The following is an 18,447-nucleotide window of genomic DNA, read 5'->3' as shown; positions in this document are numbered from 1 at the left end:
GTGATCGAGGTTGAGGGTGCGCACCGGTTGTCGCCTGCTGAGCGTGAGGTGCTGCGGTTGCGGGTGGTGGCCGCGTTGGAGGCCGGTCGGGTCGTGGGCTATCGGCAGGCCGCGGAGGTGTTCGGGGTCTCCGAACGTTCGGTGGGCACCTGGTGGCGCGCCTACCGGAGGGACGGTCGCGGGGGCCTGGCGACCCGCAAGGGGCGTCCCGGCCCCGCCGAACTGATCACCCCGGAGGACCGGTCCACCCTGTTCGCGGCGATGGCCGACTACACGCCCGAGGAACTGCTGCTCGGCGGCCCGCTGTGGACCCGCCAGGCGGTGGTCGAGCTAATCCGGCTGGTCGTCGGGGTCGACATGACCGAGCAGGGCGTGGGGTTGTGGCTGCGCCGCCACGGCTTCACCCCGCAGCGCCCGGCCCGCCGCGCCTACCAGCAGCAGCCCGCCGCGGTGCGCGCGTGGCTGGACGAGGAGTATCCGGCGATCGAGGCACGGGCGAAGGCCGAGGGTGCGGCGGTCGCCTGGATCGACCAGTGCGGGCTGCGCTCGGATGCCACGCCGCCCGGCCGGTCCTGGGCGCCGAAAGGACGCACGCCGATCGTGCGGGTGACCGGGAAACGCCTGCGGGTCAACGTCATGTCCGCGGTCGCCTCACGGGGCGCGCTGTGGTTCACCGTGTTCACCGAACGCTTTACCGCCACGGTGTTCACCGCGTTCCTCGACCGTGTGGCCCGCCAGGCGGGCCGGAAGGTGCACGTCATCGCCGACCGGCACCCAATCCACCGGAGCAGGGCGGTCCGCGCCTGGCTGCGGGCCAACGCCGATCGGGTCGAGTTGCATCTGATGCCCGGCTACAGCCCCGAGCTCAACCCGGACGAGTTGCTCAACGCCGACCTCAAAGGGCTTGCAGATCATTAACTCGCTGGTGTGGTGCTGTCCGGGATGGTGATGCCTGAGGTGTGGGCGAGGTTGTAGAGGTCGTCCAGGCTGGTGAGGCGGTGTTCGGCGGGGTGGATACTGCGGCCTGTCTGTTCGAGCAGGTTTCGGATGTCGCGGATGCGTTTGTTGATGGTTTCGGGGCGCACGCCGAACAGGACGGCGACGGTGACCTGGGGCAGGCCCGATCGGTAGTGCAGAATGGTGGCGAGGAGTCGGTCGGCCAGGGTCAGGACCGGGCGTCGGCCGGTGTCGGGGCCGCCTTTGTGGCGGGGGCGGTGGCCGCGGCGTGTGGCCAGCCGGGCTTCGCGTTGATCCTCGTGCGGGGCGGTGAGCGCGGTGATGAGGGCGTGCCAGTCGCGGGTGGGCAGGCCGGTGATGGTGGGGTGGCACAGCCAGGCCAGGTCGGGGCTGGGTCGGTCGAACGGGTCGGGGGTGGTGACGGGGATCCGTGGGTATGTCTCGGGTCGCAGGGTGTAGTTCCAGTCGCCGTGCCATTCGTGGCGGTGCAGTGGCAGTGCGTCCATCTGTCCGTCGCTGACGCGGACTCCGGTGTCGTAGGTGTCGGTGTCGAGTTCGGCGTGGACGGTCAGCCCGGTTCGGGTGGTGGTCGCGGCGATGGTGTTGACGATGACCTCATGGCTGGTCAGAGGCCGGCCGCGCCAGTTCATGGTGATGTGGGAGAACAGCCGGTGCTCGATCGTGTTCCACTTGGATGTTCCGGGAGGGAAGTGGCACACGGTGATGGCCAGACCGGTTTCCACTGCCAGGGCGGCCAGTTCGGCTTTCCACGCGCGGGTGCGGTAGCTGTTGGAGCCGCCCGCGTCGGCGGTGATCAGCAGGCGTCCGGCCTGCGGGTGGATGTTGCGGCCGGTCGTCTTCCACCAACGGCGGATCGATTCGACGGCGAACGCGGCGGTGTCGTGATCGGTGCCGACGTTGACCCAGCCGGTGTTGGCGGCCAGGTCGTAGATCCCGTAGGGCACGGCCTTGCCCAGGGTCTTGTCGGGAAAGTCGTGGGTGTCGACCTTGACCGGGTCGCCGCCGGGGCGCCACTCGCGGCCCGCGTTCTCATACTGCCCGACCAGTTCCTTCTTCTTGGTGTCCACGCTGACCACCGGCTGCCCGGCGGCCTGGTGGTCCTTGACCTGTTCGTTGAGGTAAAGGAACTGCGCGTCCCGGTCGGGATTCTGCTTGCCCTCCAGGCTTTTCGCGTTGCTCTGCAGGCTGAAGCCCTCTTCCCGCAGCAGGTCCGCGACGGTGTCGGCGGAGATCCGGTGGCCCCGGGCGGTGAGTTCGGCGGCAAGTTTGCGGGTGGACTTCGTCGTCCACCGCAGCGGCGACATCGGATCACCCCGGACGTCCGGTTCCACCAGGGCCAGCAACGCCGGACGCAGCCCCGCGTCGAGGTCGGCGACTCGTTTGCGGCCCCCGCCGGGACGGCGCACCCGTCCGAGCGGGGCCTCGCCGGACTCCAGCTCCCTGACCCCCAGGGACACCGTGGCCTCACGCACCCCCGCGGCGCGGGCGACGAGCCTGATCCCACCGTGCCCCAACACCCTGGCCTCCGCGGCCAGCAGCAGCCGCCGCTGACGCTCGTCCAGATGTGGCAACAGCACCTCGAACTTCGCCGCCAGCGCAGCCCCCGCATCCTCGACCAGGCTCATACCACAAGCATGACAGCCCAAGATCGAAATCTACGGGTTATTTCTCTGCGAGTCCAAACGCAACGTCAACGCCTCACGCGCCCCCAACGTCGACCGCCTCGCGCACGAGACCCGACGCTTCCTGCGCCGCCGCCAACGCCAGCCACACATCATCCGCGGCTACTTCGGGGCTCCCCACGTCCGCTACGTCATCATGTAGGCAATCGAATACTTTCGGCTCAAATAGGTCGTGAGGATTTGTCGTGCGTAGCCTTCGCCGGTGATCAGGATGTGGTCGAGGAGTTCGCGTCTGATGGTGCCGATGACCCGTTCGCAGTAGGCGTTCATCCGGGGCGCCTGCGGCGCGCTTTTGATCACGCTCAGGTCGTCGCCCTGGAAGACAGCGTCGAACGTCTGGCTGTACCTGCCGTCGCGGTTACGGAGCAGGAATCGCAGGGACTCCATCCGGTGCCCGAGGTCCACGCGAGGTTCCGCGCCTGCTAAGTGGTCCATGCCTGGGTCGGGTGGGCGGTGACCCCCGGTGATGTGCAGGCGCCGGGTGTGGTGTTCGAGGAAGGCCAGTGCGTGCAGGCGTCTGCCGAGCACGGTGTCGAGGTGGAGGAAGTCCGCCGCGATGACGCCCTGGGCCTGGGCGGTGAGGATCTGCCGCCAGGTCGGGCCGCAACGGCGTGGTGCCGGGTCGATGCCCGCGTCGTGCAGAATCCGCCAGACCGTCGAGCAGGCGATGCGGTGGCCAAGTCGGGCCAACTCGCCCAGGATCCGCCGATGACCCCATCGCGGGTTCTCCCGGGCGAGTCGCAGCACGAGGGCCTTGACCGCGGCTCTTGTCGGTGGGCGTTCGGTGCGTCGACGCGCGGAATGGTCCCACGTGCGGGCAACGAAGCTGCGATGCCAGGCGAGCAGGGTGCCCGGCGTGACCGGGAAGACCTCCCGCCACCGACGGCGATCCACCAGCCCGGACAGGACGGCGAACCAGAACCGATCGACGGGCTCGTAGCGGACCGGACCGCGAGTTGCCGACGAAGGACCGCGTTCTCGTGCCGCGGCACGAGCAGCTCGGCGTCCTTCGCCGCCTCGCCGCACAGCAGCACCGCCGGGACGGACAACACTCTCCGGGTCACCTTGTACAGCAGCGACACGATCACCCGGACATGGTCCCAACGCGGCGAAACTCCGCTCTACCAGCGGCGATGACTTTTCGAGCGGCACAGGGTTGGCGCGGCGTAGTACGGCGACTTCGTACTGCAGCATCAGCAGCTCCACGTCTTTGGCCGCCGATGGCCGACCGAGCAGAACCAACCAGCCAACGATCCAACGAAGACCAGATACAGCAGTCGTAGCACCATGCCTCGCGATCATGCCCTCTACGGCTCATGATGCGCGATCACCGCAGCTCAGCGCTCAGGTGCAGAGTTGTGGAACCCCACAGGTGTCGGGTGCGAAGCACAGCACCCCGGCGATGGACACCCAGCCCGCACGGCGGCCACGCACAATGAACACCGGGGTCCGTCCGCGTGGTGCCCAGCTGCGCCCCTTCGGTGGTCTCAGTCCCTGGCCCGCTTCGTCCTCGAAGCAGATGACGGCGCCCAGGTCCGCCGCGAGCCTTTTACCCAGGGCCACACCTCCTCGTGCCAGACCCCGATCGCGTCCTCGTCGCGTTCGATCGCCCGGTGCGCGGGGACCTGCAGCGACCAGCCGTGCCAGCGCAGCAACCGCCACACGCCCTGCACGGTGTAGCCGATGCGGAACAACCGGCAGATCATCGTCCTGACCCGGCCCAGGGTCCAGCCTCCGCCCTCGTCCCAACCGTGGACCAGCGGCCCCCTGCCCAACTCCCGCACCAGCCGCTCCCCCTGGGCCGGGGAGAGCCGTTCCACCGACATCGGACCCGCCGACCGCAGCGCGTCCAGGCCGCCCTCACGCCAGGACCGGCGCCACTTCTCCACCTGCCGCACACCCACCCGCAGCTCCGCGGCGACCACGGCGGTCTTCTCGCCACGGGCGAACCACTCACCGGCCTGAAGTCGGATCCGCTCCCGCGCCCGCTGCCCGCAGGGCGTCAGGCCACCACCCTGCGCATACCTCACCCACCCGGCATACCCCGACGATCAAGAAACGTCACGGGCCAGCTCCACCGCCATCACGAATTCAACCTCTGTAACGGTGCACCGAACACCTGCCGGTTGCGCTCCGGTTCCGCTGTATCGAAGTCGCCCCTGACGACGAAGTACTCCCGGTGGCTCGAGTCTGCGCGTCAGTGCGGCGAGCACGGCGACTTCGTTTGGCCGATCGGGGCGAGTCCTGGCACGACCGGGTTCGATGCGCCTGTTCGAGTGGCGTTGTTGGGCCGATCGTGTCGCTCAGGTGACGATCGCCTGAGCAGCGTGCTGACGATCGGGTTGACTGGTCGACCACCCGATCGGGGGCGGATAGGGGTTCCGGGATCGGAGATTTAGGGGGTTCATCCAGCATGCGCACATCACGAAGACCGTGGTCGGCCTTGTTGACAGCCGCGTTGACCAGCCTGCTCGCGACCGGCGTCGCGCACGCCTCTCCGCCGACCAACGACGACTCCGACCAGGCGATCGAGGTCGTCATACCCTTCACCGCCACGCAAGAGGACGCCACGCACGGCAACGTGACGTTCCGGGCCGTGGCCGAACTGTCCGGCCCTTCGGACGCCTTGCCCCAGGACAACGAGGTGATCAACACGGCGACGGCGGTCAGCCCCGCCACCACGTCCGGCCTTGACATCGCCTGACATCCCGGTGAGCAGGAGCGGCCCGGACGTATCCGGTTCACCCCTGCTCACGACCGAGGCCGGTCCGTCGTGGCCCAAAGGGCATCTGATCTTGCGTCGGGCGGTTCGTCCGGATTCGCGATCGCCTGCACGGCAGCAACGGCTTGATCCGCTCCCACGGATCGTCCGAGACGATCCACGGTAGGAACCCGACTCTCCCGACGACCCGGAGGAAGAACCGTTATGGCCTATGACGATGTAGAAGCGGAGATCCTCGCGCATCCACGGGTGGTCGAGTGCGTGGTCACCACGATCCCGGTCGGGCGGCGGAAGGACGTGCTCGTCGCGTACGTCGTCGCCACCGGTTATATCGATCTGGAGAGGGTCCGGGCGTTCCTCTCGGCACCTCGTCTGCGGTACAGCCGCATTCCACGGGCCGTGATCCCGCTGGACTCCCTGCCACGCACGAGTTCCGGCGAGGTGGACCTCGAAGGTCTTCCGCTCCCGGTGCTGCCGGGGCGGGCGATGGGTGGCAAGGGTGCCTGGTCCGACGGCGATGTGACACCCAGGGGCGGGCTGTACCTGGGTGGGATCGTCGCCGTGTTGGCGTTCCTGCTCACCGACCTGATCTGGCCGGGCTCCACCGACCTGTCGGCGGTGCCCCAGCCGTGGGCGGGGTTGTTCACCGGGCTCTACGTGGCCGAGTGCCTGTCCTTCGGCGCGGGCATCGGGTTCCTGTCAGCGGGCCGGGGACGGGTGACCGGTCTGGGGCGCTCGCCCTGGCTGACCACGTCGGCCCACCTGTCGATCGTCTGGCTGCTGGTCGCCTGGTGGCCTCAGGACAACTTCTACCGGCTCGTCGCCAAGAACGACTGGGGTCGTCAGGCCGCCCTCGTCTACGGGTTCAACATCACCTTGATGATCGCCGCGGCCGTACTCGTCGTGTTCGCGGCCCGCGACCGTCGCGTGGCCTGACCTCCAGATCGGCGAACATCCCGCCCAGGGCCGCGTTCGCGTCGCGGACGGCGGCTTCGGCGTCCACGAGGGACTGCCCGTCCCGTGCCGCGAGCGCCACGCCCAGGTAGGGAACCGGGTCGAACGCGGCTGTCGGGATGGTGACCAGCAGGGTCGCTCCGAGCTCCCGGCATCGTCGTGCGGTGCGGGCGACGTGGTCGCGCAGCGCCCCCGAGGGCAGCCGTGCGCCCAGGGGTAGCCGATCGAGGGTGCGGACGAGGTGGCGTCCTCCACGCCGGCGGTCGAGGGCGGCTTGGAGGTGGAACGCGACGGCCGGCCCGGTGAGTCGCAGGTTGATCTCGATGGGAGCGAGGCGGCCCGACCCGGCGGTCACGAAGTCGACGTCGTACCAACCCCGGTAGCCCTCCTCGGACAACGTCCGGCCCACCGCGACCCCGAAGCCGACGGCTGTGTCGCTGAGCGGACTGGGCAGGGCACCCGGGCCGACGGTGACGCCTCGGTAACTGGTGCCGTCGACGTCCATCAGCCCGACGCCGACCGGGTGAACCTCGCCGTCGGCGTCGATGACGGCGTCGAAGGTGGGATCGCGGTACGGGCCTGATCCCTCCACGTACTCCTCCACCAGCAGGCCACCTGCCGCCCATCGCCGTGCCGGCGCCCGGCGCCCCTCGCGGGACACGACGACGGTGCCGGAACCGCCGACGCCGTACTCCTCCTTCAACACCACCCGCTTCCCTGCGGCCAGTTCCCGGGCCAGCGCGCGACGTGAACCGACCAACCGTTGTTCGGGGACGACGATTCTCGGGTGTTCCGGAGCCAGCGCGCGGAACAGCGCGTTAGCCTGCCTCTTGGACTCGTACCGCCTGACGGCCTGCACCACCCCGTCTGGTGACGGGGAAATACGGTCGAACGCCGTCGTGCGGCCCCACGGCAGCACCAGTGCTCCACGGGAGGTGAGGCGTTCCAGCAGCTCCGGCCGGGCCAGGATCGCGTCGGACACGCGGCCGTCCCCCGCGATCCCGCTGTGCACCTCCACCTCGCCCCAACCGAGCACGGCACTGACGTCCCGGACCCACCACTCGTCGACCGGCTGCGGAAGAACGACCAACGAGGGCCGCGGCCCGCACAAGGCGGCCAGACAGGAGTAGTGGTCCGGCCCTCTCACCTCACCGCTGAACTGGCCGTTGAACTCGGCGACGTTGCCGACGTGCACCGTGGGTCCGCCCTCACGCCACACCACCGACCACAACGGCTCCGGACGAACCGGCCACGCGACCAACACGGGCAGTCCCCGGCCCTGGCCCGTTCGCTCCGCTCCCATCGCCAAGTGGAACGGCTCGGCGTGCGGGTCGGACTCGATCGTCACCCGGTCGAACCCCAGCCGCGCCGCCTCGTCCATCACGTGTCGGTACAGCACCCGTCCGATACCACTGCCGATCGCGTCCGGCTCCACGAACAGCAGGCCGAGTTCACCGTCCGGCGGGTCCCCCTCCAACGTGGCCACACCCAGGACCACGCCACCCCGTTCGGCGACCACCGCGCGCCGTTCGACGACTTCAGCGGGCCGGAGCCGAAGCGCCTCCTCGCAGTCGGCCAGAAACGCCTCGTCGTAGCCCCAATGCGCCTTGGAACGCATCACCAGCCCGCTCAACGCCTCCGCTTCCTCCGGTCGCGCCACCCTCAGCGCCACCGCTCCCGTCAGCTCGTCCATGCCTCGACCTTCCCACGGAGGACTGTAAAACGAGTGGCTCTGGCGCACTTTCGATGGTGAAGTTAGTCGAAGAGGATGCGGTGTCGTAGGAGGTCGAAGCTGGCTCTTCCGTACGTCCGGCGCTTGATCGGTTTGGTCCTGGTGTTCACGCATTTGGCGCTGTGCTTGCCGAGAATGTTGTCCGTGCAGTTCAGGCAGCGTGGCGATACTCGATGAGGATGCCGCCCAGTCGTTGCGGGTGTCGGCGACATCGCGGACCGATAGTGGACGGCGATATCCGGTATAAAGCGTGCGTAACTCCTGTACCTTGCCACCGCAGCCTCGACTCCACCGGAACGGGCCGCATCTGGTGGACGATGTGCTGGAGGCCCGTGCTCCGCGTATTCTCCATCGTGTTCGATGACCGCCAGTCGGAAGCCGGAACTGCTGATCGACAACGCCGGACACCGATCACGGATGGACCTGTCGTGGTTAGTAGTGGCGTGGCGAGGGAAGGTGTGAGAGAACGATGCGATTACCGAAGGGTTTTGAGGAGTTCGCGAGAAGGACGTCGCCGTGGTTGTCGCGTACGGCATACCTGTTGACGGGTGATGCCGTGCGTGCCGAGGATCTGCTACGAACCGTGCTGGCACGGGTGTTGCGGGCCTGGTGGCGTGTCCGTCGCGCTCCCGAGCCGTACGCGCATCGGATCCTGATCAGAGCTTACGCCGCGTGGTGGCGGCGGGAGCGGCGCTCTGGGCCGGAGGCCGCCCCGCACGAGACCGAGGACGTGCACGTGCACGTGCTGCGGATGGTGGCGGTCGGAGACGAGGCGCGGGCCGGTCGTCAGCGCCGGGTGTTGACCGTGGTGGCGTGTCTGCTACTGGTAGGCGCGGCTGTAACCACGATGAAGTTGTACCGGGGAGGTGAACCCGGTGTCGGGGTCCCCGTCGTTCCTTCTGCGCCGAACCGTGAAGGGGAATATCGCGATGGCACCCGTATCGTGGCGAAAGGAGTGGCTTCGGCGCCCGGCCCGGTGACCATTCGTTACCGGCCGCGCTTTGGTTTGCCCGAGGTGTTCACCGAATGTGTGCTCGGCAAGGGCCATCCGCCCGGTTACCGTGCGGCCGTTGCGGTCAACGGTGTCCCTGCGTTCGAGACGCCCTGTGGTGGTCTGCCCTCGGAGACCGCCGACTGGCGCGGTCTGGTGGCCGGCGGGGAAGCCTTGGTGACCGTAACGGTGTTCCCGGAGCCTCAGGTCCCGGGTGTCGCCCCACCGTCCATGCCACCGGGCCTGGAAGTGCGGGTGTCGATCGGGGAGCCGGTTCCGGTCGACGACTACCCGCTGCCGCCGCCCCCTCCGCAGCTCTGGTCGGTCGAGGGGCAGGTCGCGCTGGAGGATGGCGAGGTCCTGCTGCGGTCGGACCCGACCGGACCCAGCCGCGTCCAGCAGGTGACGGCAGTGCTGCCGGAGCGGGGCACTTACCGCTTCGTCACCAATGCCCCAGGCCGGGTGTTGATCGACTTCGGAGGTGTGGCCCGTACCGTGGGATCGTGGACCTACGACGGCTACGTGTCGGCGCACACCGTGCCGTTGGCCGGCGGCGAGATCACGGTCACTGTACGGCCGGAGAACCACCACGGCGACTGGGCGTTGCTGCTGATGCGATGAGCAGCGCTGAACTGTGCGCCTGCCGACAACCTCATCCATGTTCGAAAGCGTACGAAGCCCAAGACCTTGAAAAGGGGCTTGATCCAACCCTGTGCTTGCCGAAAATTCCACCCATACAGGTCAGATGCTTGTCATGCGGTTCGGCCTCCTGGCGCGGAGTCGGCATCCTGCAGTCGCGCCTGGCGGCGGTCGATGCCGCGCCTCAGTCGAGTGTGCGGCCTGGAGGACGACTTGCTGTGCACAGCGGTCCTGCGCGCCAGCGCTGCGGCTGGCCTGTTCGCCTGCGAGGACCTCGTGTACGGCACCTGGATTGCAGTGGTGTCCCGACGTTCAGTGGGAGCTATCGTCAAGACCTGTGGATCAAGTTCTTTAGGCGGCTTCCTCGTCGGGTCGTTCGACCAGGACGCCGTTGACGAAGGTGGCGCCGGCTCGTACGAGTGCGACGAGGTGTGGTGCGTTCACCGCCCGCCAGCGGGCCTGGGCGGACTCGATCAGTGTGAACGCCATCGCCAGGCCGGCGGCTCGCGAGCCCGGGTCCCTTGGTGACCTTGGTGCGATGCCGCACGGTGGCGAAGGTGGACTCGATCGGGTTGGTGGTGCGCAGGTGGATCCAGTGCTCGGCCGGGTAGTCGTAGAAGGTCAGTAGCTCGTCGAGGTCGCCGGTGATCTTGGCGACCGCTTTGGGGAACTTCGCGCCGTAGGCGGTCTGGAACGCGGTGACCGCCTCGATGGCGTGCCGCTTGTCCTCGGCGTTCCAGATGTCGGCCAAGGCCTTCTTCGCACCGGGGTGGGCGGTTTTCGGCAGTGCCGCGAGCGTGTTGCCGATTTTGTGGAACCAGCAGCGTTGAGCGCGGGTGCCGGGGAAGACCTCTCGCAGCGCGCCCCAGAACCCCAGGGCGCCGTCGCCGACCGCCAGTGAGCCTTTTTCATCCTGCGGTGGTCTCGTAGTTCTGTAGGACGTGGATGGCTTTGGCCAGGCGGCCGGCGCGGTAGGGGCAGCTGCGTAGTTTGCGCAGGACGCGCCAGGTCTTGAGTTGGGCGTTGGCGCGTTCGCCCGGGCCGCGCAGGCGGGCGTGGGCGCGGTTGGCGTCCTTCTGCGACTGTGGCTTGTTGCGGCCCTTGTACGGGGTGATCACATGGTGGCCGGTCTCGTCGTAGCCGTGGTAGCCCTTGTCGCCCAGGGCGATCAACCCTGCCTCGCGCAGCGCGGCGAGAATCTGCCATATCCGGGCGGCGGCGGTGTCGTGCGTGCTGCCGGGCAGTTGGCCCGACACCCACAGGATCGTGCCGTCCGGTGAGGCGATGACCTGCAGGTTCACCCCGTGCATGCGGTGTTTGCCCGAATAGAAGGGCCGGTCGGCGGCGACGCGGTCGATCGGGATGAGCGTGCCGTCGACGATCACGTAGGCCATGCCCCGACGCTTCGCCGTGCGCAGCGCCTCGCGCAGTTTCGGGGCCCGCGCCGCCAGGAGTTCGACGGTCTCGTTGACGTAGCGCCAGGCCGTCGTGGTGGAGACGCCGAACCCGGCGCCGATCTCGGCGAAGGTCTCGCCCTTGCGCAGGTACACCAGCACCAGCAGGGCCTGCTGACCCGGGTCGAGCCTGCGCCATACCGATCCGGACTGTCGGCGGTGGGCGCGGACCACGCCGGAGACGAAGGTCAGGGTCCGATGTGACAACGGCAGCGCGGCACGGTAGAACAGCATGTGAAGCCTTCGGTAACAACAGGACTGATCTTGGTCGACAGTCCTCCTACCGAGGGCTTCATCCCGTTGCGGCACCGACACGCCGACGATCGCCGGTTTGTGGCCCACATCCCTTGCCTGCCACCGCATCCCTACCAGGATGAAAAACGTTCAGTACCGGCGCGGTCATACCGCGTCGGGCGCAGTCACGCAGCAGGTCCGCCCAGGACTCGGTCGACTCGCGGTAGCCGTCGGCCAGGGCGACGAGCTCCTTGCGGCCGTCGGCACGGACCCCGATCACGACCAGCGGGCAGAGTCTGTGTTCTTCCAGGCGGATGTTGACGTGGATGCCGTCCGCCCACAGGTAGACGTAGTCCACACCGGACAGGTCACGTTCGGCGAAGGCGCGTTGCTCGGCCTTCCACTGCTCGGTCAGCCTGGTGATCACAGGCGCGGACAGGCCCTTCCCACTGCCGAGGAACTGCCCCAGCGCGGGCACGAAGTCCCCGGATGACAGGCCGTGCAGGTACAGCAGCGGCAACACCTCGGTGATCTTCGGGGTCTTGCGCGCCCAGGCGGGCAGGATCGCCGAGGAGAACCGCTTCCGCTCACCGGTGTCGGGGTCAGTGCGCCTGTCGTTGACCCGCGGCGCGGTCACCTCCACCGCGCCCGCGCTGGTGAGCACCTCGCGCGGCTGGTGGTGGCCGTTGCGCACCACCAGACGGCGGCCGTGCTCGTCACGCTCGTCGGCGAACGCGGCGATGTAGGCGTCGACCTCGGCCCGCAACGCCTCGGCCAGCATCCGGCGGGCGCCCTCGCGGACGATCCGGTCGATCAACGACTCCTCGCCGGCGACCGGGCGGTCGTCACCGGAAGCGGGGTCGGGGACTACGGTAAGCATGGGCGTGCCTTCCCAACCGACGCGCCAACGTCGGCTTGTTTGGGACCAGCTACTCGATCACCGGGAAGGTACGCCCCTTCACCGGCCGATCCACAGGTCTCAAGCATTGCTCGTTCAGCGGTTGGGTCTACTATCCAGTGTGTGAGCTCTCCGGCTGCCCGTTCGTCCGAGCCTGACCGGCCTGTCGGCCGGGCGGCGGACGTGGATGGTCTGGAGTCGGCGCCCGAGTGGGTGGGTGACGGCAGGGCGGCTGAGTTGTTCGGTTCGCCGGAGTTGATCCGTGCAGCCTTGCTGCCGGAGCATGCCGGCGAGTTCGATGCGGCTTTCGATGCCGCGTTGAGCGCGGCCCGGCGGACTCTGCGTCTGGACCAATTGCGGTCGACCTTGCAGGTGTGGCGGCGGGTCGCACTGCTGGCCCGCGAGGACCCGGAGGCGGCCCGTCGGCTGGTGGACACCACCGTCGAAGTCCGTCGTGCGGGTGTCTCCCGGCCGGGCAGTGTGTCGTGGGACGAGTTGCGAGCGGAGTTGGGTCTGTAGTCGCCGGTAACCCAGGCGGCGGTCGACCACGATCATGGCGTACACCCTCGACATCGATCCTGATGCGCAGGAGCAGATCCGTGCGCTTCCGCCTGAGGCGCTTGTCGCGCTGGGTGAGGCGTTCGAAGTCCTGACCCTGGTGCCCGAGCGGGGCAGCCCGCTCAACCCGGACAATCCGGATGGCGGGCTGTTCCACCTCACGTTCGGCCAAGGGCTCGGATTGATTACCTATCTGCTCTTGACCTCCCAGGACCGGGTGGATGTGCTGCTGGTGACCTGGGTGTCCTTCGACTGCGACCACGGTTCCTGATCCGATTGGCGGTTCGGGGTCTTGAGCAGCATGTAGGAGCAGGCAGTGGGAGCAAAATGGGAGCCGTTGGACGGGTTCAACAGCGTCGAACCGAATTCAACGGCACCCAATAGTCGCATTCTTCCTGCGCTAATTCTATTTTCCCTGGTAGGGGCTTTGTTCTGGCTTCGTTCAGCAGCGCGACCACCTCCGGCGGGTAGTCACGGCCCAACGAGTCCGCCCGGCCCAGGAACTCGTGCAGCTCGCGGGCGCAGCCGCAGAGCACCGAAGCGACCGGGTGGTGGTCGGAGACCAGGTCGACCCGCTCGCCCGCGACGTCCAGCGCCCGCGCCGCGCGGGCCAGCAGCACCCGCCGCTTCCCGAGCCGGTCGACGATCCTGTGCCGCTCGAAAAGTCATCGCCGCTGGTAGAACGAGGGCGCCGTCGTCTTTGGGAGCATGGCCGGGTGATCGTGTCCCTGCTGTACAAGGTGACCCGGAAGCTGCTGTCCGTCCCGGCGGTGTTGCTGCGCGGTCAAGCGGCGAAGGACGCCGAGCTGCTCGTGCTGCGCCACGAGAACGCCGTACTCCGTCGGCAACTCGCCGGTCCGGTCCGCTACGAGCCCGTGGACCGGTTCTGGTTCGCCGCCCTGTCCGGGTTGGTGGACCGGCGGCGGTGGCGGGAGGTCTTCCCGGTCACGCCGGGCACCCTGCTCGCCTGGCACCGCAGGTTCGTGGTCCGCAAATGGGACTACTCTGCACGTCGACGCACCGGGCGTCCACCGACTCGAGCGGCGATCAAGTCGCTCGTACTGCGGCTTGCCAGGGAAAATCCACGGTGGGGTCATCGGCGGATCCAGGGCGAACTGGCCCGACTCGGCCACCGCATCGCCGCCTCGACGGTCTGGCGGATCCTGCGCTACGCGGGCATCGACCCGGCACCACGCCGTGATGGCCCGACTTGGCGAGAATTCCTCACCGCCCAGGCCCAGGGCATCATCGCGGCCGACTTCCTCCACCTCGACACCGTGCTCGGTCGAAGGCTCTACGCCCTGGCGTTCCTCGAACACGGCACCAGGCGCCTGCACATCACCGGCGTCACCGCCCACCCGACCCAGGCCTGGACAACGCAGCAAGCCAGGAACCTCGCCGCCGACCTCGGAACACGCATGGAATCCCTGCGCTTCCTACTCCGCGACCGCGACGGCAAGTACAGCCAGACGTTCGACACCGTCTTCCAGACCGACGACCTGTACGTGATCACGAGCGCACCGCAGGCACCGCGGATGAACGCCCACTGTGAACGGGTCATCGGCACCATCAGACGCGAACTCCTCGACCACATCCTCATCACCGGCGAAACCCACGCACGACAGGTCCTCAAGACCTACGAAGACCACTACAACAGACACAGACCCCACCAAGCCCGCGACCAACTACCACCCGAGAGCCAGCGACACCCCGCCGCGGTGCACGACCTCGACACCCACAGAGTGCTTCGCACCCGCATCCTCGGCGGCCTCATCAACGAATACAGACATGCCGCCTGACCAGGAGCGATGACTTTCCGAGCGGCACAGGGCATGCCGGTCGGAGCTTGTGGTGGCTGGTTGACGGGCCTCCCGCGCGACCGGGAGGCCCGTCGACCCTGGGCTGGCTGGTCATATCGCTTGCTCAGGGGTGCCCCCTAAACGGGGCTGAGTCGAGGGTAGCCCGTGTACACGGCGTGCCGCGCGGGTCCGCTGGGACAGCGTGGGACAGCACGCGCAGCGGGAATGTGACTGTGTGGATCAGGCACGGGCAGACTGGTACGCACTCCAGCCCACCGGCGGGTCAATGTTGGTGAGGCAGGTCGTTCGGAGCGCAACGCGACTGCGCGCCGGAGGTGCGATGGGGTTCCTGCGGGGGCCGCTCGCACAGGGTGTCGGCTCGAAGGCTGGCTGGTCATGTTCACTACGAGGGTCCGTCCGAAGACGTCACTGCGCCGGGCGGGGCACTTCGTGATCTTGTGGAAGGGAAGTGGTCCGCCATGGCGAACAAGTCTGGTGGCACCCAGGGCGAGCCGCTCGGAAACGAGCCACACGGGCAGTCGCCCCGCGGCAACGGCCTGGGTAGCCGCGGTCCCCGTGTGGTGCACGCGCTGGAACTGGTGTTGTTCGTGCTCGCGGGCATTGCGGTGATGGTGGTGGCGTCGCTGTACGCAACCACGCCGCTCTACGCGGTGTTGCTGGTGCTGGCGCTGCTGTTCGGGGTGCTGCTGGCCTCCCGCGCGGAGCCCAAGATGCTGGGCGCGTGGCTGCGCCGACTGTTCGACCGCCTGTCCGGTGGGCCTGACGGGCCCACCGGAGTCTAGGGGGCGTCGTGGGGCCGATGACGGCGCGAGCGGTGAAGTCGACCTGGGTTGCCGCGCGTGAGCGCGGCAACCCAGCCCTGCGGGAACTGCACGAGGCCATCCTCCGACTGCATCGGGGGCAGCCCGGAGCCCGGCGGCTGCCGACGTGGTTCGACTTCGCGGTGAAGTGCGGCTGGCTGTTGCCGTTGGCGCACTACACGCTGGTGGTGTTCCATCTGGACGCCACGCTGGAACAGCGCCAACGGATGGAAGAGCTCTGGCGTACGGCGCGGTGCGGCCAGGAGGGAATCGACGGCCGGGATGGCTTCGAGGGCTTGGAGGTCTGGACCCCGCCAACCAGCACAGCTGGCACCGAGTCTGACAAGAACCGCAGCGGCGTGATCGACGTGCATAGCTTGATACGCGACGAACTCGATGCGGCGGGCCTGAACAGGCTCTACGACCAAACCCTAGTCGAGGACGTGCTGGTCAAATCCGTCCGCACGGTCCTCCGGCCCTTAATTCAGGCCCTGATGCGTAGGACAGCGGCGGCGATGACGCTGCCCACCGAGCCCGACTGGGAGGCCGACGACCCGGTGGAGTCTGCTGATGGTCGGATCCTCATCAACCACCGGGTTAGCGAGCAGGTAGGAGAGCCGGGGGCTGTCGCGGCCGTCGCCAGGGCAGAAGTCGACGTCGTGAGGCCGTGCGTGCCCACCGCGGCGGAGGACCTGCGGGCAGACACTCCTCGGCAGTTCGCCGAGATGCTGGAACGGATCCGTGCGAACTCCGGTTTTCCGGCGCGTCGCCTGGCCCGCATGGCGAAGGTGCCGCACGGCAGCGTGCACCGAATGCTGGATCCGGCCCGTGGGGTACTGCCGACCAAGCCCGACAGCGTGCGCGCGTTCGTGACCACGTGCGGCCTGCTGGACGAGCAGACCGAACAGGTCATGCAGATCTGGGCGCGACTGCATCACCAGCAAACCGCGCGGAGGTCGAGCGATGCACACATGACAGAGGCGGCATTGGATCAGCCGCTGGTGGAGCTGCACGAGTCGATAGCCGCGCTGCTCTCCTCCCGCGGCCAGTGGCGGCAGGCATACCAGCACCTGCGGTCGGCGTTCGACCTGGTTTACGCCGACCAGTGCGACCAGCCGCACGTGCCGGGGCAGAAACGCCGCGAGGTCGACCGTGTACCTGCCGAAAATGTCGTCCGTGCAGGTCAGGCAGCCTGGTAGTACTCGTTGAGGATGCCGCCCAACCGCTGCCGCCGGCGGATATCCAGGTGGGTGACTGCGACTTGGTCGGTGACGGGATGTGGCAGGGCGCGTAGCGGTCGTGCGTTGTGGATGCCTTGGTGGGGGCGGTGGGTGTTGTAGAACTTCTCGTACTCGCGTAGTGCGTGGAGTAGGTGTTGTTGGTTCCGGATGAGGGTCCGGTCGAGGAGTTCTCGGCGGCAGCTGTGGATCCAGCGTTCCGTGATCGCGTTCATGCGCGGTATCCGGACACCGGTGAGGAGGACCTGGACACCGGCGTCGGCGAGGACGGCGTCGAACAGGGTGGGGAACTTTCCATCCCGGTCGCGGATCAGGAATCGCGCGGAACCACCCGCCTCCTCGAGATCCATGACGAGGTTCCTGGCGGCTTGGGTGCCCGGGAGGTGGTCGGGTGTGCGGTGGCGCCGAGGACTCTGATTCGGCGGCTGGCGTGCTCGATCACCGCGAGTACGTGAAGACGGGTGCCGCTCAGGGTGGTGGTCTCGGAGAAGTCGCAGGCCAGGATCGCGTGGGCTTAGTGTCCGTTTCCGAGCTTGGGCTGGTGAAGGGCCTTTGGTGCGGACACAAGGAACTCCTGGTAGATCGGACGGTGTCTATGCGCCGTTCCACCAGGAGTTCCGTTGTTATCGTGCCCGATGCCCGCGGGCGGGTCCACCGCGGGTGCCCCGTGCTGTCGTCTGTCCGCCTCCCACCAGCCCGCGCGACGGACGGCGCGGTATCCCACCGACGTCACCGACGCGCAGTGGGCCGAGCTGGACCCGTTGTTGCCGGATCCGGCGTGCCTGGCCGGTCGGGGCGGACGGTGGGAGAAGCACTGCCGCCGGGTGATCGTGGACGCGATCCTGTACGTGGTCGACAACGGCATCAAGTGGCGGGCACTTCCCGTCGACTTCCCGCCCTGGCAGACGGTCTACAAGCGCTTCGCCGCCTGGGAGAAGGCCGGTGCGTCGCAGCGGTTGCTCGACGCGTTGCGTGACCGCGTCCGCCTGGCGGAGGGCCGGGAGGCGGCACCCTCGGCGGCGGTGGTCGACTCGCAGTCGGTGCGCGCCGCCGCCACCGTGGGCCGGGCCACGCGTGGCTGGGACGGAGGGAAGAAGGTCGCCGGCCGCAAGCGGCACATCGTCGTGGACACCCTGGGCTTGCTGTTGGCCGTGTTGGTGACGCCCGCCTCGACGCAGGACCGGGTCGCCGCCCGCAGCCTGCTGCGCCGGATGCGCGACACCGCCGGCGGGCGGGTCCGTCTGGTGTGGGCCGACGGCGCCTACACCGGCCCTCTGATCGACTGGGCACGAAAGACACTTCGTCTGGTGATCGAGATCGTCCAACGCCCGCAAGTGCCGTACTTCACCGTGCTGCCCCGCAGGTGGGTGGTGGAGCGGACGTTGGCGTGGATCACCGGGCACCGCCGCTGCGTCCGCGACTACGAACGCCTACCCCACCACCACGAGGCCATGGTCCGCTGGTCCATGATCCACATCACCAGCCGCCGACTCACCAGACCCCGGTAGCTCGGAAACAGCTACTTAGGAGCGGAGGAAGGCCGACCAGGTCGTGGAGACGCGTTCTGGTGCCGGGTCGACTCCGGCGTCTTTGAGGATCTGCCAGACGGTGGAGGCGGCGACTGTGATGCCGAGGACGAGGAGTTCGCCGTGGATGTGGCGGTAGCCCCAGGTGGGGTTCTCGTGCGTTAGGCGTAGTACCAGGAGTCGGATCGAGCGGATGGTTCGTGGTCGGCTGGGCCGCTTGG

The 18,447-nt window shown here is 68.1% G+C and carries 16 protein-coding genes and 3 pseudogenes; 10 read left to right on the top strand and 9 right to left on the bottom strand.

Features of this window, described 5'->3' with window-relative positions; genetic code table 11:
- Entirely contained in the window at positions 1-918 is a 918-nt protein-coding gene (locus tag ACQPYE_RS26530) for an IS630 family transposase (protein ID WP_498715190.1), read from the top strand.
- Here the strand turns inward: ACQPYE_RS26530 and ACQPYE_RS26525 are convergent.
- The 3 genes and pseudogenes from ACQPYE_RS26525 to ACQPYE_RS26515 all read right to left on the bottom strand — a co-directional run.
- Positions 915-2,603, bottom strand: a complete 1,689-nt coding sequence (locus ACQPYE_RS26525; RefSeq protein WP_498715188.1) for an ISAzo13 family transposase — start codon at positions 2,601-2,603, stop codon at positions 915-917. The genes ACQPYE_RS26530 and ACQPYE_RS26525 overlap by 4 nt on opposite strands.
- Before the next feature lie 183 nt (positions 2,604-2,786).
- Positions 2,787-3,854, bottom strand: a complete 1,068-nt coding sequence (locus ACQPYE_RS26520) for a transposase family protein (RefSeq protein ID WP_498715187.1) — start codon at positions 3,852-3,854, stop codon at positions 2,787-2,789.
- A 180-nt stretch (positions 3,855-4,034) separates the two neighbouring features.
- Positions 4,035-4,690, bottom strand: a pseudogene (locus ACQPYE_RS26515) (winged helix-turn-helix domain-containing protein); the annotation flags it as partial.
- A gap of 416 nt (positions 4,691-5,106) precedes the next feature.
- Between ACQPYE_RS26515 and ACQPYE_RS26510 the strand changes: the two are divergent.
- Complete coding sequence (locus tag ACQPYE_RS26510) at positions 5,107-5,364, top strand: hypothetical protein (RefSeq protein ID WP_498715186.1); 258 nt, start codon at positions 5,107-5,109, stop codon at positions 5,362-5,364.
- 222 nt (positions 5,365-5,586) lie between these two features.
- On the top strand, positions 5,587-6,318 hold the full coding sequence (locus tag ACQPYE_RS26505) for an AMP-binding enzyme (protein WP_498715185.1): 732 nt from the start codon (positions 5,587-5,589) through the stop codon (positions 6,316-6,318).
- Here ACQPYE_RS26505 and ACQPYE_RS26500 read toward each other — a convergent pair.
- Entirely contained in the window at positions 6,254-8,029 is a 1,776-nt protein-coding gene (locus tag ACQPYE_RS26500) for a GNAT family N-acetyltransferase (protein WP_498715183.1), read from the bottom strand. The genes ACQPYE_RS26505 and ACQPYE_RS26500 overlap by 65 nt on opposite strands.
- A gap of 508 nt (positions 8,030-8,537) precedes the next feature.
- Here ACQPYE_RS26500 and ACQPYE_RS26495 point away from each other — a divergent pair.
- On the top strand, positions 8,538-9,680 hold the full coding sequence (locus tag ACQPYE_RS26495; protein ID WP_498715182.1) for a sigma factor: 1,143 nt from the start codon (positions 8,538-8,540) through the stop codon (positions 9,678-9,680).
- A 369-nt stretch (positions 9,681-10,049) separates the two neighbouring features.
- Here ACQPYE_RS26495 and ACQPYE_RS26490 read toward each other — a convergent pair.
- The 3 genes and pseudogenes from ACQPYE_RS26490 to ACQPYE_RS26480 all read right to left on the bottom strand — a co-directional run.
- Positions 10,050-10,596, bottom strand: a pseudogene (locus ACQPYE_RS26490) (transposase); the annotation flags it as partial.
- Positions 10,597-10,606: 10 nt separating this feature from the next.
- On the bottom strand, positions 10,607-11,386 hold the full coding sequence (locus ACQPYE_RS26485) for a transposase family protein (protein WP_498722940.1): 780 nt from the start codon (positions 11,384-11,386) through the stop codon (positions 10,607-10,609).
- Between the two features lie 145 nt (positions 11,387-11,531).
- Positions 11,532-12,266, bottom strand: a pseudogene (locus ACQPYE_RS26480) (transposase); the annotation flags it as partial.
- 141 nt (positions 12,267-12,407) lie between these two features.
- Between ACQPYE_RS26480 and ACQPYE_RS26475 the strand changes: the two are divergent.
- Positions 12,408-12,803 (top strand): DUF6247 family protein, encoded by a 396-nt coding sequence (locus tag ACQPYE_RS26475; RefSeq protein ID WP_498715180.1) that lies wholly within the window; start codon positions 12,408-12,410, stop codon positions 12,801-12,803.
- Between the two features lie 34 nt (positions 12,804-12,837).
- Positions 12,838-13,113, top strand: coding sequence for a hypothetical protein (locus ACQPYE_RS26470; protein ID WP_498715178.1), 276 nt, complete (start codon positions 12,838-12,840; stop codon positions 13,111-13,113).
- A gap of 76 nt (positions 13,114-13,189) precedes the next feature.
- On the opposite strand, the gene ACQPYE_RS26465 is transcribed toward ACQPYE_RS26470, so the two are convergent.
- On the bottom strand, positions 13,190-13,462 hold the full coding sequence (locus tag ACQPYE_RS26465) for a hypothetical protein (protein ID WP_498715176.1): 273 nt from the start codon (positions 13,460-13,462) through the stop codon (positions 13,190-13,192).
- 96 nt (positions 13,463-13,558) lie between these two features.
- Here ACQPYE_RS26465 and ACQPYE_RS26460 point away from each other — a divergent pair, with 96 nt between their 5' ends.
- The 3 genes from ACQPYE_RS26460 (at position 13,559) to ACQPYE_RS26450 (ending at position 16,661) form a co-directional block, all read left to right on the top strand.
- Positions 13,559-14,641 carry an integrase core domain-containing protein gene (locus ACQPYE_RS26460; RefSeq protein WP_498715174.1) on the top strand — a complete coding sequence of 361 codons (1,083 nt, stop codon included), beginning with the start codon at positions 13,559-13,561 and terminating at the stop codon, positions 14,639-14,641.
- A gap of 479 nt (positions 14,642-15,120) precedes the next feature.
- Positions 15,121-15,444 carry a hypothetical protein gene (locus tag ACQPYE_RS26455; protein ID WP_498715172.1) on the top strand — a complete coding sequence of 108 codons (324 nt, stop codon included), beginning with the start codon at positions 15,121-15,123 and terminating at the stop codon, positions 15,442-15,444.
- Positions 15,445-15,461: 17 nt separating this feature from the next.
- On the top strand, positions 15,462-16,661 hold the full coding sequence (locus ACQPYE_RS26450; protein ID WP_498715169.1) for a hypothetical protein: 1,200 nt from the start codon (positions 15,462-15,464) through the stop codon (positions 16,659-16,661).
- Here ACQPYE_RS26450 and ACQPYE_RS26445 read toward each other — a convergent pair.
- Positions 16,646-17,050, bottom strand: a complete 405-nt coding sequence (locus ACQPYE_RS26445) for an integrase core domain-containing protein (protein WP_498715166.1) — start codon at positions 17,048-17,050, stop codon at positions 16,646-16,648. The genes ACQPYE_RS26450 and ACQPYE_RS26445 overlap by 16 nt on opposite strands.
- Before the next feature lie 285 nt (positions 17,051-17,335).
- On the opposite strand from ACQPYE_RS26445, the gene ACQPYE_RS26440 reads away from it, so the two are divergent.
- Positions 17,336-18,208: an IS5 family transposase gene (locus ACQPYE_RS26440; RefSeq protein ID WP_498715164.1), complete on the top strand. Its 873-nt coding sequence runs from the start codon at positions 17,336-17,338 to the stop codon at positions 18,206-18,208.
- Positions 18,209-18,447: the final 239 nt, after the last annotated feature.

The sequence above is a fragment of the Actinosynnema sp. CA-299493 genome, from assembly GCF_050946825.1.
GTDB lineage: Bacteria > Actinomycetota > Actinomycetes > Mycobacteriales > Pseudonocardiaceae > Actinosynnema.
Note: the sequence above shows the minus strand (reverse complement) of the source record. Positions and strands in the feature narration are given on the sequence as shown.

Bases quoted from the DNA above. Each gene is read 5' to 3' on its own strand.
- ACQPYE_RS26520 (WP_498715187.1), bottom strand. From the start codon at position 3,854: ATGCTGCAGTACGAAGTCGCCGTACTACGCCGCGCCAACCCTGTGCCG.
- ACQPYE_RS26455 (WP_498715172.1), top strand. From the start codon at position 15,121: ATGGCGAACAAGTCTGGTGGCACCCAGGGCGAGCCGCTCGGAAACGAG.
- ACQPYE_RS26505 (WP_498715185.1), top strand. From the start codon at position 5,587: ATGGCCTATGACGATGTAGAAGCGGAGATCCTCGCGCATCCACGGGTG.
- ACQPYE_RS26445 (WP_498715166.1), bottom strand. From the start codon at position 17,050: ATGGATCTCGAGGAGGCGGGTGGTTCCGCGCGATTCCTGATCCGCGAC.
- ACQPYE_RS26500 (WP_498715183.1), bottom strand. From the start codon at position 8,029: ATGGACGAGCTGACGGGAGCGGTGGCGCTGAGGGTGGCGCGACCGGAG.
- ACQPYE_RS26495 (WP_498715182.1), top strand. From the start codon at position 8,538: ATGCGATTACCGAAGGGTTTTGAGGAGTTCGCGAGAAGGACGTCGCCG.
- ACQPYE_RS26485 (WP_498722940.1), bottom strand. From the start codon at position 11,386: ATGCTGTTCTACCGTGCCGCGCTGCCGTTGTCACATCGGACCCTGACC.
- ACQPYE_RS26450 (WP_498715169.1), top strand. From the start codon at position 15,462: ATGACGGCGCGAGCGGTGAAGTCGACCTGGGTTGCCGCGCGTGAGCGC.
- ACQPYE_RS26440 (WP_498715164.1), top strand. From the start codon at position 17,336: ATGCCCGCGGGCGGGTCCACCGCGGGTGCCCCGTGCTGTCGTCTGTCC.
- ACQPYE_RS26525 (WP_498715188.1), bottom strand. From the start codon at position 2,603: ATGAGCCTGGTCGAGGATGCGGGGGCTGCGCTGGCGGCGAAGTTCGAG.
- ACQPYE_RS26470 (WP_498715178.1), top strand. From the start codon at position 12,838: ATGGCGTACACCCTCGACATCGATCCTGATGCGCAGGAGCAGATCCGT.